Origin of the sequence: Superficieibacter sp. HKU1 (assembly GCF_029319185.1) — a bacterium.
Taxonomy (GTDB): Bacteria; Pseudomonadota; Gammaproteobacteria; order Enterobacterales; family Enterobacteriaceae; genus Superficieibacter.
Window position 1 is genome coordinate 4730339 of sequence record NZ_CP119754.1, and the last position, 13755, is coordinate 4744093.

At 54.4% G+C, this 13755-nt stretch carries 12 protein-coding genes; 6 read left to right on the forward strand and 6 right to left on the reverse strand.

Translation table 11 applies throughout. The features are described from left to right. From P0H77_RS22510 to P0H77_RS22525, 4 genes are all read right to left on the reverse strand, one after another. Positions 1-1263: an MFS transporter gene (locus P0H77_RS22510; RefSeq protein WP_276159890.1), complete on the reverse strand. Its 1263-nt coding sequence runs from the start codon at positions 1261-1263 to the stop codon at positions 1-3. Positions 1264-1305: 42 nt separating this feature from the next. Then, positions 1306-3429 carry an alpha-galactosidase gene (locus P0H77_RS22515; RefSeq protein ID WP_276159896.1) on the reverse strand — a complete coding sequence of 708 codons (2124 nt, stop codon included), beginning with the start codon at positions 3427-3429 and terminating at the stop codon, positions 1306-1308. 113 nt (positions 3430-3542) lie between these two features. Further along, on the reverse strand, positions 3543-4538 hold the full coding sequence (locus tag P0H77_RS22520) for a substrate-binding domain-containing protein (protein WP_276159902.1): 996 nt from the start codon (positions 4536-4538) through the stop codon (positions 3543-3545). A 51-nt stretch (positions 4539-4589) separates the two neighbouring features. Then, on the reverse strand, positions 4590-5138 hold the full coding sequence (locus P0H77_RS22525; protein WP_276159908.1) for an XRE family transcriptional regulator: 549 nt from the start codon (positions 5136-5138) through the stop codon (positions 4590-4592). Between the two features lie 103 nt (positions 5139-5241). Between P0H77_RS22525 and P0H77_RS22530 the strand changes: the two genes are divergently transcribed. The 6 genes from P0H77_RS22530 to P0H77_RS22555 all read left to right on the forward strand — a co-directional run bounded on the left by P0H77_RS22530 (position 5242) and on the right by P0H77_RS22555 (position 11068). After that, positions 5242-5904, forward strand: a complete 663-nt coding sequence (locus tag P0H77_RS22530; protein ID WP_276159915.1) for an AzlC family ABC transporter permease — start codon at positions 5242-5244, stop codon at positions 5902-5904. Further along, positions 5904-6227 (forward strand): AzlD domain-containing protein, encoded by a 324-nt coding sequence (locus P0H77_RS22535; RefSeq protein WP_276165203.1) that lies wholly within the window; start codon positions 5904-5906, stop codon positions 6225-6227. Before P0H77_RS22530 ends, P0H77_RS22535 begins: the two co-directional genes overlap by 1 nt. 135 nt (positions 6228-6362) lie before the next feature. Next, complete coding sequence (locus tag P0H77_RS22540; protein WP_276159927.1) at positions 6363-6809, forward strand: PTS fructose transporter subunit IIA; 447 nt, start codon at positions 6363-6365, stop codon at positions 6807-6809. 10 nt (positions 6810-6819) lie between these two features. Further along, a complete protein-coding gene (locus P0H77_RS22545; RefSeq protein WP_276159930.1) occupies positions 6820-8262 on the forward strand; it encodes a PTS fructose-like transporter subunit IIBC in 1443 nt (480 codons plus the stop codon). Further along, the gene (locus P0H77_RS22550) at positions 8252-9313 is read left to right on the forward strand and encodes an aminopeptidase (RefSeq protein ID WP_276159936.1); all 1062 of its coding nucleotides are present in this window, start codon (positions 8252-8254) and stop codon (positions 9311-9313) included. Before P0H77_RS22545 ends, P0H77_RS22550 begins: the two co-directional genes overlap by 11 nt. A 9-nt stretch (positions 9314-9322) precedes the next feature. Next, the gene (locus P0H77_RS22555) at positions 9323-11068 is read left to right on the forward strand and encodes a putative frv operon regulatory protein (protein WP_276159942.1); all 1746 of its coding nucleotides are present in this window, start codon (positions 9323-9325) and stop codon (positions 11066-11068) included. 3 nt (positions 11069-11071) lie between these two features. Here P0H77_RS22555 and P0H77_RS22560 read toward each other — a convergent pair whose 3' ends face one another. After that, the gene (locus P0H77_RS22560) at positions 11072-12253 is read right to left on the reverse strand and encodes a PatB family C-S lyase (protein WP_276159956.1); all 1182 of its coding nucleotides are present in this window, start codon (positions 12251-12253) and stop codon (positions 11072-11074) included. Positions 12254-12351: 98 nt separating this feature from the next. Further along, entirely contained in the window at positions 12352-13731 is a 1380-nt protein-coding gene (gene nhaC / locus P0H77_RS22565; protein WP_276159962.1) for a Na+/H+ antiporter NhaC, read from the reverse strand. Positions 13732-13755: the final 24 nt, after the last annotated feature.

Here is a 13755-nt window from a genome sequence, read left to right on the forward strand (position 1 = left end):
TTACTGGGCAACCCGGTTTTTCAGAGGATTAATCAGCGGCGTACCGGATAAGGTAAACGCTGACAGCACCGTCATCGCCAGCACAAAGCAGCCGAGGATCAGGTAGGTATCCTGAAAACCAATGCGGTCATACATATTTCCCGCGAAAGCGGAAAGGAAAATCGCGGCCAGCTGCTTGGCAAACTGAAATCCAATCAGATAAATCGTCGCAGAAAGGCGCGTGTCGAACACCCCGGTAATATATTTAAATACGCCCACCAGCAGGAACGGCACTTCCAGCGCATGTAGCATCTTCAGCGCAACGACCTCCATTGCCGTGGCCGCGAATGACGAGCCGACAATACGTACCGTCATAATCAGCCCGGCAATCAGCAGCGTATTTTTTGCCCCGATACGGTTAATGATCCACGGCGAGCAGAACATGATCGCAGCATTACAAAGTTCTCCGGCGGTGGTGGCAAAGCCAAAGGCGCGGGTACCCGCTTCAGGAGTAGTGAAAAAGGATTTAAAAAACGTCGCAAACTGCTGGTCGAAAACGTCGTAAATACACGCAACGCCAATAACATACAGCACCAGCATCCACATTTTGCGCTGACGGAATAAGTTGAAGACCATTCTGGCGTTGATTTGCGGCTGGTTAGCGCCGAGGGCATCCATAACCTGCGCGGTCTGATTGTGCCGGGGTTTCGCCACCAGTAATAACACCATCAGCAGAATAGCCGCCGCCGATCCCATCCAGAACACCCATTCCGGGTTAACGCTGAACAGTATCCCCGCCGTTGAGGCGCACAGCCCCCAGCCCAGGCAGCCAAACATCCGTGCCTTGCCATACTCAAAGTGGCTGTTGCGGCTTATGCGCTCTACGTAGGCTTCCATCGCGCCCGATCCCGCCGAGAACACAAAGCCGATATAAACCCCTCCGGCCAGCGCGCCGAGCCAGATATTGGTTTTCAGCAGCGGCGCGAAGACGTAGAGAAAAAAGGGCGCAAACAGGAAAAGGGCAATCGCGATGACCCACAGCAGGTTCTTTTTCAGTCCCAGCCGGTCGGAAATCACCCCCAGTACCGGCTGGAAGCTAATCGCAAACAGGGAGACGCAGGAGAACACAATCCCGGTGTCGGTTTTGTTCAGGCCGATAATGTCGGACAGCCAGATCGGCAGAAAGGGAAAGCAGGTGGCCATAATAAAAAAGTAGAGAAAAACAAATAGCCCAAAAATCCAGAAATTCGGATTGTTTTTGTGGGTACAAATCGTGGTATTCATTTTTATTCCTCAGATAAGGGTCGCCTGCGCGACCCCACACCCTTACACGCGTTCGAAGCCAATCAGGATGGCACTTTCGGGATCCAGAATCGGTAACGACAGCCCTGCCTGCATCAACCATTCACCGCTGACGGTTTGCGGCGTCAGCATCCACGCCGGCAGCTTACGCATGGTGTGCCCGCCTTCACCGGTGATGCTGATATCCGGATGATCGAGCAGCGTAATGCGGTACTGTGCACTGGCGTCCAGCCCCGCCATCCGCAGCGGTGACATCAGGGTGTAGTCCGGCATCGCCAGTTGACTCACCAGCAGCAGCGCCTGACGCCGATCCTGCGCGACTATCGCCTGCGCCATGGTGGTGGTATCCGGCATATCAAGCCGCCACTGAGTCCCGCTATGGATAAGGCCGCGCCACTGTTTATAAAGCGCGGCATAATGCCGGTAGCCTTCGCGCTCCTGCGCATCAGCGCTGACCGGATCCAGCTCCAGACCCATGTGCCCAAACAGCGCGGTCAGGCCGCGAAACGCAGTGCTGTGCTGGCGGAAAGTGGCATGACAGTGGCGGTTGCCAATATGCGCGCCCATGACCTCCGGCGGAAAGAAGTAGCTCATGCCGCGTTGAATGGTATTACGCTCCAGCGCATCGTTATTGTCCGAGGGCCAGAAGCGATGGCAGCGGGTCAGCACCTCATAGTCGATACGGCCCCCGCCGGAGGAGCAGGATTCAAATTCAATATGCGGGAAGCGGGCACGCAGAGTATCGAGCAGACGATAATACTGGCGGGTTTGCGCATCGGCCGCCGCTTTGCCTTCATGCGCAGGCTGAACGATTTCCCGGTTCATATCCCACTTCACGTAGTCAATTTCGTGCTCGCCGAACAGCCAGCTCATGCGCTCAAGCAGGTAAGCAAATACCTGGGGAATATTCAGATTCAGCACCAGTTGATGACGGCCCGGTAGCTGAGGATACCCCGGCATCGCCAGCACCCAGTCCGGATGCGCACGGTACAAATCTGAGTCCGGGTTAACCATTTCTGGTTCGACCCAGATGCCAAATTCCATGCCCTGCGCCTTAACGTGGTCGATAACGGGTTTCAGCCCCTGCGGGTATTTTTGCTCATCCAGATACCAGTCGCCTAACGCCGCGTAATCATCATTACGCCCCCGGAACCAGCCATCATCAATGATGAAACGTTCCACGCCCAGCGCTGCGGCCTCGTCCGCCATCTTCATGATGTACGCCGGATCGTGGTTGAAATAGATACCCTCCCAGGTATTGAGATGCACCGGGCGCGGCTTGTTATCCGGGAAGTGAATGAGGTTCTCGCGCAGATAGCGGTGGAACTGTTGACTCATGCCGTTAAGACCCTGCGCGGAATAGCTGGCATACAGCCGTGGCGTCCACAGCGTTTCCCCCTCTTCCAGCGCCATTTCGCCCGGCAGGTACAGCGCTTCGGCCTGAATATAACGGCGGCCGTCAGTTTTTACCTCTGCCCGCAGGCGGTGGTTGCCGCTCCAGCCGAGATGAACGCCCCAGACGTCGCCGTGCATTTCACTGAAGGCGGGCGTGCCGGTCATCAGCGCCGGGAAATGTTCATGCGAACTGCGTCCGCGGCGGCTTTCCAGCACGACGCTGTCATGTTCAAGGGTCAGGCGATGCGGCTGAAATTCGCGGATCCAGCGACCGTGAAAGGCCATCACGTCGCGGGCGCGCCCGGCGACCGGCAGCGTGACTGCCAGCCTGTCCACCTGCCACGCTTGCGTCCGCAGGTTAGTCACCCCGTGACGCACCGTCAGGACCCCACTGGCATCAAGATTAATTTCACTGACCAGACGCAGCCCCGCCAGCACATCCTCGGCGAAGATCGTCAGCGCCTGCCCCTGCCGCTCCACGTTCACCGTTTTAAACATCGGCGAGCCATCCAGCCCCTGGCGATGGCCTTCGATACCCGGCGTGCCGAACAGACCGTGCCCCGGCTCAGCCATCAGGGTTAACGGAATATCCACGTCCAGCCTGCCGTTCGCTACCGGACGAAACAGACTGGCGGCATCCTGCGGCGAAAAGTGGTTAATATGCGCACCCCAGTAAAGAATTTCGGCGAACGGGTGGGTTTTTATCACTACATCTACGGTGGCGCTTTCAAGGCGTAAAATAGAATCTTGCATCAGACATCTCCTGTCGTCGGGATGTCTTACTGTTGATCCGAAACGTTTCGGACAACAACCAAAACGTTTCGGATCTGTGATCGGGATATAATTTTACGCGTACAGAGGAAAGATCAGGCGGTAACGCCAGGGGTAAATTCTGGCTGCCAGAGTACCTGAAGGCGGGAGGCGTCTTCTCCGGCAATAAGCTGGCGGACCATGGCCGCAATCTGCTTGCCCACGCCCTGGCGCGTCGACTGGATCACCGCGGCGACGTCGGTTTCCACGATGCTGTCCTGTGGCAGGCCATCATAGACGATAAGCGCCACGCGGTTGTCACCCTCCAGCCTTCCCATAGCTGACAGCGCCATGGCGGCACCATCGCCGTGCGTGTTGCAATCAGTGACGATGGCGGTAGGCGGTTCGGGCAGTGCGAGCAGTGCCTGCGTCTCGTTATAGCCCGCGCGGCGGGAAGGAGGCACAACGCGCAGCCATGCCTCAGAAAGGCCCGCTTCGCGCAATGCGTCCAGGTATCCGTTGCGCCGCTGGGTAATAAAAGCCTGATTGTTATTCTCGCTCAGCAGCGCAATGCGCTGATGGCCCTGCGCAATCAGGTGGCGCGTAGCCTGATACGTTCCGGCGTAGTTATCGAAGTCAAACCAGGCGTAGGGCCGGGGAAGCTGGCTGCGGCCCAGGGCGAGAAACGGGAATCCGGCACGCTGTAATTGTTCAAGCCGTGGATCGTGGTCAAGCGTATGCGCGACGATCAACGTGTCCACGCGCCGACTCTGCACCATCCGCATGAAGCCGTGCTTATCGGCCTCATCGTCATCGGCCATCAGCAGCAGGTCGATTTCATAACGTGCCAGCTCGTGACTGATTTCGCCAACCATCTCCATAAAAACGCTGTTACTCAGCGGCGCGGGACGAACGGGAAACACCAGCCCTACCGCGTCAATCTTGCCCATCTTCAGACGACGGGCAAACGTGTTCGGTCGATAACCACGCCGCTGCGCTTCTGCTTCAACGCGGGCACGCGTCTCCTGTGAAACGTCGTCATATCCGTTCAGCGCGCGACTGACGGTGGTAACGGAGAGCTTTAATTCTTTCGCAATAGCTTTCAGTGACATAGATACCTGCACAGGCTGATTGACTTGATGATTTCCCGCCGGGACTCACCGTCAGTTTTGTTCGGCCACCAGAATAGCCTGCGTGTCCGGCTCCAGCGCTTTAAATACGTGTGGCTGGTCACCCGGATAGCAGATGTAATCGCCTTCGTTTAACTCTTCCGGGGCTTCGGTTAAGCCAACCAGCGCGCGTCCCTGGGTGACGATAATATGCTCAACCGAGCCGGAAGGATGCGGATGAGAAATACGATCGGCACCGGGCTGGGTCAGCAACAGATAGATATCACGACGCGCGCCCGGCGGGCAGGTTGCCAGCAACACCGCCTGATAATGCGCCTGCTCCGCCACCACTTTGGTGCCCTCGCCTCGCCGGATAACCTGCGTTTTATGCGGCTGCGGTTCAAGCAGGCGGGCAAAAGGAATATCCAGCGCCACACACAGTGACCAGAGCGTTTCCAGGCTCGGATTACCGTTACCCGATTCCAGTTGTGACAGCGTTGATTTGGCGATCCCGGCACGACGCGCGATTTCCGCCAGCGATAGTCCGGTTCTCAGGCGCTCACGGACCAGGCTTTTGGCAATGGTGCTGATTGGCTGCGTCATAATACCGCTCCACTGTTTTATTTATCGAACGAAACGTTCGACTTGAAAAACGACATTGATGTGTTCATTATAATGGATACCTGTTCGTTATGGCGATAATAGTATGTCTCTCTCGTTCTTCTCCAGCCTGAAAAGCGACACCATAAAAGCCATTTTTCTGGTTTGTCTGGCTGTCGGCGTGGTCGGTGCCTCCTACGGTTCACTGGCAATGGCCTACGGCTTCCCGCTGTGGCTACCGCTGCTGCTTTCTGTCGTCGTGCTGGCCGGGGCCTCGGAATTTATGTTTATCGGCATTATTGCCAGCGGCGGTAATCCGCTGGCGGCAGCGGTGGCGGGGCTACTGGTGAATGCCCGACATTTTCCGTTCGGCGTTACCGTGCGCGATCTGGTCGGCAAAGGCGTGGTAAGCCTGATTGGTTGCCACATTATGAATGACGAGAGCGTGGTCTTCGGCCTGTCGCAATCCACGCCAGAACAGCGTAAAGCGGCATTCTGGCTGTGCGGCACTGGCGTCGCGCTGTTCTGGCCGGTCGGCACGCTGCTGGGCGCGGCGGTGGGTAAACTCCTGCCCGCGCCGGAAACCATCGGCCTGGACGCGGTATTTCCCGCCATTCTGCTGGCGCTGGTTCTGCCGGCGCTGAAGAAAAAAACCACCCTGATCCGTGCCACCAGCGGAGCGGCGATTTCCCTTGCCGCCGTACCCTTTGCCCCGGTGGGCCTGCCGGTGCTGCTCTCCCTGCTGGGCTTAGCGACGAGGAAAAAATGATGGCTGACTACACGCTAATCCTTACCGGTGTGGCAATCCTGTCGATTGGCACGTACCTGATGCGGCTGGGCGGGGCAAAACTGGGAAACCGGCTGACGCTCTCCGAACGCTCGCAGGCGCTGCTCTCTGATGCGGCCACGACGCTGCTCTTCTCCGTCGCCCTGGCGACCGCCCTGTATGAAGGCGGTCATTTCGCCGGGATGGCACGGGTGCTGGGCGTGGCGTTCGCGGTATTCCTCGCCTGGCGCAAAATGCCGCTGATTGTGGTGATTGTCGCGGCGGCAGTGGCTACCGCGCTGCTGCGACTGGCGGGAATGCCGTAGTAAAATGTGTTCTCCTCCACAAATTTAGCACGCCACTCTGCCGGGTATTGTCACCCGGCTTTGACATATTGCCCCTCATCTCCACGCCGCTATCTCATTAGAATCAAATAATGATTTGTGCAACGGAGTTCGTTCATGGCAACGCTTACCCTTAGCTGTATTGACCTTAATATTCCCGGAAACAGTGCTTATTCCATTCTCAAACAACTGACGGAAATGGCCTGGCAGAACGGCTACATCACCGATCGCGGCGCGTTTCTGCAAACGCTGCTGCTGCGTGAAAAACTCCACTCCACCGGTTTTGGCTCAGGCGTTGCCGTCCCGCACGGCAAAAATGCCTGCGTCAAACAGCCGTTTGTGTTGTTCGCCCGAAGCAATCAGGGCGTGGCGTGGAAGGCCAGCGATGACGAGGCGGTGACCTGCTGGATTTGCCTCGGCGTTCCGCAGGAAGGCGAGGAAGATCAAGTCAAAATGATCGGCACCCTGTGCCGCAAAATTATTCATGCCGATTTTATCGACCAGCTCAAGCAGGGCGATGCATCGCAGCTCCTCTCTCTGTTAACCCACACCTTAAGCCAATAAGGAGAACCGGATGGGATCCTTACAGTTAGTTGCCATCACCAATTGTCCGGCAGGCATCGCGCATACCTATATGGTGGCGGAAGCGCTGGAGCAAAAAGCCCGCGCCCTCGGCCATACCATCAAAGTGGAAACGCAGGGGTCGAGCGGCGTGGAAAATCGCCTGACCAGCACTGAGATCGCCGCAGCGGATTACGTTATTCTGGCAACCGGACGCGGATTGAGCGGAGAAGATCGCGCGCGTTTCGCCGGTAAAAAAGTCTATGAAATTCCTATTTCTCAGGCGCTGAAAAACATCGACCAGATTTTTACCCAGTTGCCGACGCATTCCCAGCTTTTTGCAGCCGAGAGCGGGGTTAAGCTGGGAAATCAGGAAGTGCAACAGGGCAGCGTGATGAGTCACCTGATGGCGGGGGTTTCTGCTGCGCTGCCGTTTGTGATCGGCGGCGGTATCCTGGTGGCGATTGCTAATATGCTGGTGCAGTTCGGATTGCCTTATACCGATATGGCAAAAGGTACGCCGTCATTTACCTGGATAGTGGAGTCCATCGGTTATCTCGGCTTTACGTTTATGATCCCGATTATGGGCGCGTATATCGCCTCCTCCATCGCTGATAAACCTGCGTTTGCGCCTGCGTTTCTGGTCTGTTATCTGGCAAACGATAAAGCGATGCTCGGCACTCAGTCCGGCGCGGGTTTCCTTGGCGCGGTAGTCCTGGGGCTGGCAGTTGGCTACTTCGTGCTCTATTTCCGCAAAGTCCGTCTCGGCAAGGCCCTGCAACCACTACTGGGGTCCATGCTGATCCCATTTGTCACTCTGTTGCTGTTCGGGGTGCTGACCTATTACGTGGTCGGTCCGGTCATGTCCGATATCATGGGCGCGTTGCTGCATTTCCTGAATACCATTCCGCCGTCAATGAAGCTCGGCGCGGCGTTTCTGGTTGGTGCGATGCTGGCATTTGATATGGGCGGCCCCATTAACAAAACGGCGTGGTTCTTCTGCTTTTCGCTGCTGGAGAAACATATTTACGACTGGTATGGCATCGTCGGCGTTGTCACGCTCTTGCCTCCCGTTGCCGCAGGTATTGCTACCTACATTGCCCCCAAACTGTTTACGGCGCAGGAAAAAGGCGCAGCCAGTAGCGCCATTATTGTCGGCGCCACCGTCGCCACTGAACCCGCCATTCCTTATGCACTGGCCGCACCGCTGCCGATGATCACCGCCAACACCCTCTCTGGCGGTATTACCGGTATGCTGGTTATCGCTTTTGGTATCAAACGCCTGGCGCCAGGATTGGGTATATTCGATCCGCTGATTGGCCTGATGTCGCCAGCCGGGTCGTTTTATCTGGTGCTGGCCATCGGTCTGGCGCTGAATATTTCTCTTATCATCCTACTTAAAGGGTTGTGGCTGAAACGTAAGGCCGCGCAACAGGAGGTTGCCCGTGAACACTGATTTACTCCGAAAGCTCTGCGATGCCAGCGCCGTAAGCGGCGATGAGCATGAGGTACGTCAGGTCCTGATCGGGACGCTGGAAAACGATGCCGATGAGATTACGTTTGACGGTCTGGGCAGTTTTATCGCCCGCAAAGGCACGCGCGGCCCTAAAGTCGCCATCGTCGGCCATATGGACGAAGTGGGCTTTATGGTGACGCATATTTGCGAGAAAGGATTTATCCGCTTCACCACCGTGGGTGGCTGGTGGAGCCAGTCCATGCTCAACCATCGCGTGACCATACGCACCCGCGACGGGCAGAAAATCCCCGGCATTATTGGCTCGGTTGCACCGCACGCGCTTACCGAAAAACAAAAGCAGCAGCCGCTGACGTTCGATGAAATGTTTATTGATATCGGCGCGGAAAGCCGCAAAGAGGCAGAGTATCGCGGCGTTGCCGTGGGTGATTTCATCAGCCCGGAAGCCAACTTTGCCCGCTGGGGCGATGATAAGATCGTCGCCAAGGCGCTGGATAATCGCGTTGGCTGCGCCCTGATGGCAGAGCTATTCCAGACGGTGAATAACCCGGACATTACGCTCTATGGCGTAGGCAGCGTAGAGGAAGAGGTGGGACTTCGCGGCGCACAAACCTCCGCCGAGTCGATTAAGCCCGATGTGGTGATCGTGCTGGATACCGCCGTCGCTGGCGATGTTCCGGGCATTGACGGGATTAAATATCCGCTGCAACTGGGTGAAGGTCCGGGCGTCATGCTGTTTGATAAGCGCTACTTCCCGAACCAGAAACTGCTGGCCCTGCTCAAACAAAGCGCCACCCGCAGCCATGCCCCGCTTCAGTTTGCCACCATGAAGACCGGCGCGACCGATGGCGGACGCTATAACGTGATGGGTGGCGGTCGCCCTGTGGTCGCGCTGTGCCTGCCTACACGCTATCTCCACGCCAATAGCGGCATGATTTCCGCCAGAGATTATGAAGCCTCATTGACGATGATACGTGACCTGTTGCTGTCGCTGAATGAGCAGCGCATCCAGGACATGAAGGATTTCCGCTAAGGGCACATTATGCTTAACGAACGCCAGCTTACCCTGCTCGACCTTCTTGAACAGCAGCCCGTTTCTCTTATCGAGCTGGCGCGGTTAACAGAGGTTTCCGGGCGTACCGTTCTGCGTGATATTGATTATCTTAACTTTACCCTTAGCGGAACGGCCCATATTCAGGGAACCGGTAGTTCAGGCTACCGGTTAGAGATTTTCGACCGCCGCCGCTATTTCCAGCTTCTGCAACGGCATGATAATGATGACCGGTTGCTGGCGCATTTGCTGATCAATGCGTTTACCACACGGACTCAGCTTGCGGAGGCGCTCAATTTACCGGAGGCGTGGGTGGTCGACCGACTGTCGAGGCTCAGGCTCCGCTATGAACGCGCCTTTACCCTGCAAAGCCGTCCCGGCATGGGATATTTTATTGATGAGCCGGAAGAAAAACGCATTATTCTGCTGGCCAACCTGCTGAAAAAAGATCCGTTTATCATCGCCTTGCCTGGCGTCACGCCGGAGGTTGTTGGGGTACTCCCGGACGTGGACAACGAGGATTTACAGCTGTCGTTTATTCCCGGTGACTATATCGCCAGTGTGATCCTCGCCGTCTATGCGCTCCGTCATCGCCTGAACCGCCGCTGGCCTGAGACCCATAACGCGGGACTGCGGACAGCCATCGAACGGGCAGGCCTGTATTTAGGCACCGACGCCATAAATACGTTAACTGGCTTATTAATGCGCCATCAACAACGTGCCGGCGAGGTCTCTGCCGCCAGCATTGAAGCATTATTACAGTCCCTGCCGGATATCGCCCGGCTGAATATTATCGACACGCCGCTGGTGGAGGATTTAACGGGCCATATTCTGCGCTGTACTGCCGCTCCTGTCTGGCTGTCAGAAAACCGTCAGGGTAGCCTGAATAACCTGAAGGCCGCCTGGCCCGCCGCATTCGACCTGAGCCTGCGCTTTATTAATCAGTTAAGTCAACAGTACGATATCCCGGTATTCGACAGCGATCTGGTGGGGCTTTATTTCGCCTGCGCGCTGGAACGTCACCAGAACGAACGCCAGCCAGTGATCCTGCTGTGCGAGCAAAATGCGATTGCCACCATCAATAAGCAGGCTATTGAGCGGGAAATTGTTAACTGCCGGGTGATTATTGCGCACTCCCTGGCGGAGTTAGGCAATATCAGCACTGAGATTGAGCCAATGCTGATTATTAATAACAGCCATTTTTTCCCGGATGAATCCCGCCACAAGGTACTGGTAATTAAAAATATTATTACCGCAGCCGGGATCGGTCAGATAAAGGATTTTCTGGCGTCGGCGTTTATCCGTCAGCAGCCTGAGCGTTTCTTTCTGGCGGAGGGAAGTTTTCATTACGATAACGCGCCGGACGAATCCTGGCAGGCGATGATGGCGCGCATCTGCGAGCAGCTGGTGGCGAGTCATCACCTCACTCCCGATGAGGCCGGGCGTATCTGCCTGCGTGAACAGGAAGGTGAAAACCTGATCGTGAACCGGATTGCCATTCCCCACTGCTGGAGCGAACAGCAGACGCGGTTTCGCGGATTTTTTATTACGCTGACGTCAGCTATTCAGGTGAATGGAGAACCGGTTAATCATGTGCTGATTGCCTGTGCCAGCTCCAGCGCCCGCCATGAGCTTAAAATCTTTAGCTATCTGGCGAGCGTACTGTACCGTTATTCAGCCGAGGATATTATCGCGCTAACCGGCCATGAGGCGTTTGTGGCGCTATTGCGGGAATAGCGTTTATTTGTGGAGAAGAAATCCGCACGATTCATACGCCGCCTTTAGCCTTTTCATCGACTCCTCCAGCTGCGAACGCGGGCAGGCAATGTTTAGTCTCATATGACCCTCGCCGCCGGGGCCATACTGTATCCCCGGCGAAAGACCAAGCCTGGCGTTATGAACAAAAAATGACATTAACTGCGCGTCACTCAGGCCCATTTTTTGCGCATTCAGGAAAACTAAATAAGAGGCACCGCCATAAATCACAGATATCAGAGGACAGTTCTTTTCAACTTCTTGTTTAACGTATGCCACATTTGCAGCTAAATAGCTTAATAATTTTTCAATCCAGCTGTCGCAATGCGTATAGGCAGAATAAATCGCCGCCTGTTGTATCGAATTCGTCTCGGCAAGGTAACAGTTATCGAGAAAATGATAAAAGGTATTCCGCAAGGCATCATTTTTGATGAGTGCGATGCCTCCCTGGATCGCAGGCGTATTAAACGCCTTGCTGATGGACGTAAAGACAATGGATTTACAGTTTGATGACGCACTCAGGGTAAAAAAAGGAATATGCTGCTGAGGTGGCAATGTTAAATCGCAATGCACTTCATCGGATACAACAATTACGTCAGCCTGATGGCAACATCGGTTAATTTCTTCAAGCGTCGCCCGATCCCAAACGATTCCCCCCGGATTATGGGGTGAGGAAAACAAAAACATTTTGCACGTTTTTACTTTTTCGCGGAAGTCATGCCAGTCGAGTTCGTAAATGCCATTTTTTTCAACTAAACGTGTCTGAACCAGGTTCCTGCCACTGGTTTTTATCAGGTTAGGGTAAGGATCATAGACTGGCGTGCATGTTAATATAGTATCGCCCTTTTCCGTCAATGCCATGATGGATAAGACTATCGTTTTTATTACGCCCGGAACAAAATGCAACCATGCTTCATCAATGCTGATATCATAGCGTTTTTTATACCATCCACATACGGACTGCCGCCATTGAGGATGCTCCATATTATAACCCTGCACAGGTTGCGATACGACCTCGCGCAGCGTATGCAGGACAGGCTCTGGCGTCGTGAATTCCATATCTGCAATCCACATGGGTAATACATCTTCAGTACCAAACATTGTTTTCAATTGCCCATACTTGCGGCTACGCCTGTCTCGTGTAATAACGCGATCAAAATCAGACATCACAATCTCCTGTATTAAAAATCATAAAGGCATCATGCTGTTAAATTCTGCTGAGCCTTTATATTCCTTAGGGTGCGTAATAAAAAATAAACCTGTCGTTAATTCTCAACCAGACGTTCTGGGTCATCACTCGGTTGATACTTTGCAATACCAATACCTGTCGCCGCCCACAAAAGGGCAAAGATAACACCGCTGTAGCAGAGAATGGCCCACGGTAAATAATCGAGGGTCGCAACTCCCAGCATGGTTGCACAATAGACGCCAGATGCAGACCAGGGAATGATAGGCTCGACAACCGTTCCGGCATCTTCCGTTGTGCGGGAGAGGTTTTTGGTGGCCAGCCCTCTTCTTTTGTATTCCTCTTTAAAAGCATCACCGCAAAGTAATAAGGGTAACGTGCCGTTTGCGGTACATGCACAGATGGTAAAGGTACTGATAATGGTGGTTAAGACCAGACGGAATGTCGATTTAATGCCTCTGGTCAGCGCGCTAATCACCGTATGTAAAGAGCCGGTGGCACTCATTGCGCCAGCAAAGCTAAAGGCGCTAAACACCGTTACGAAACTACTGAACATCGATATCGCTCCGCCACGCTCCAGCAAGCGAGAGACGTCGGAGGGAAAAGCAGCGGCATTACCGCCTTCAGTCATCGTAAGTTTAAAACCGCTGACGACCGACTCGCCCACTGAAGATGCTGAAAAATCCTGAAAGACTAATGCGAGGATCATTGAGACGAGCGTTGACAGGAACAGCATGGGAATCGGGGGTTTTTTAGTGATTGAGCCGTACAGGACAATAATCGGCGGTAACAATAAGAACAGATTGAAATGATAAATATGACCGATGGCGTTCATCAATACAGAGATGTTTTCTGGCGTATCTGGCGAGATATCAATTCCCCTCCCCATATAAATATATACGGCGCAGCAGATAATAAATCCTGGCCCGGTTGTCCACAGCAGATGCGCTATATGAGAATAAAGGTTCACCCCCGCCGCAAGCGCCGCCATGTTTGTTGAGTCAGATACCGGAGATAATTTGTCGCCGAACCAGCAGCCAGAGACAATTGCTCCAGCGGCAATCGCAAGCGGTACATTAAGGCCAATGGCAACACCAATCATGGCAATGCCAACGGTACCAATGGAGCCCCACGAGGTGCCGGTACACACTGAGATAAGCGCGCCTAAGAGGAAAGCGGAAATATAAAAATATTGTGGATTAATAAACGTTAACCCGTAGTAGATCATCATAGGTATCGTTCCAGATACCATCCATGCACCAATAAGAAAGCCTATGCTTGCAACAATGAGGATGACGGGGAGTGCTTCAGATATTTTAGCACAAATTGATTTTAGAATATCATCCCAGGTATAACCATGCGCCAGTGCAATAAGAGAAGCAGTGGCTGTCCCCATCAGGATCATAGGCTCGGCACGAATATTAAAGACAAAATAACCTATGCTAATTGCGCCCAGCATTACTACCATAGGGATTATCGACCA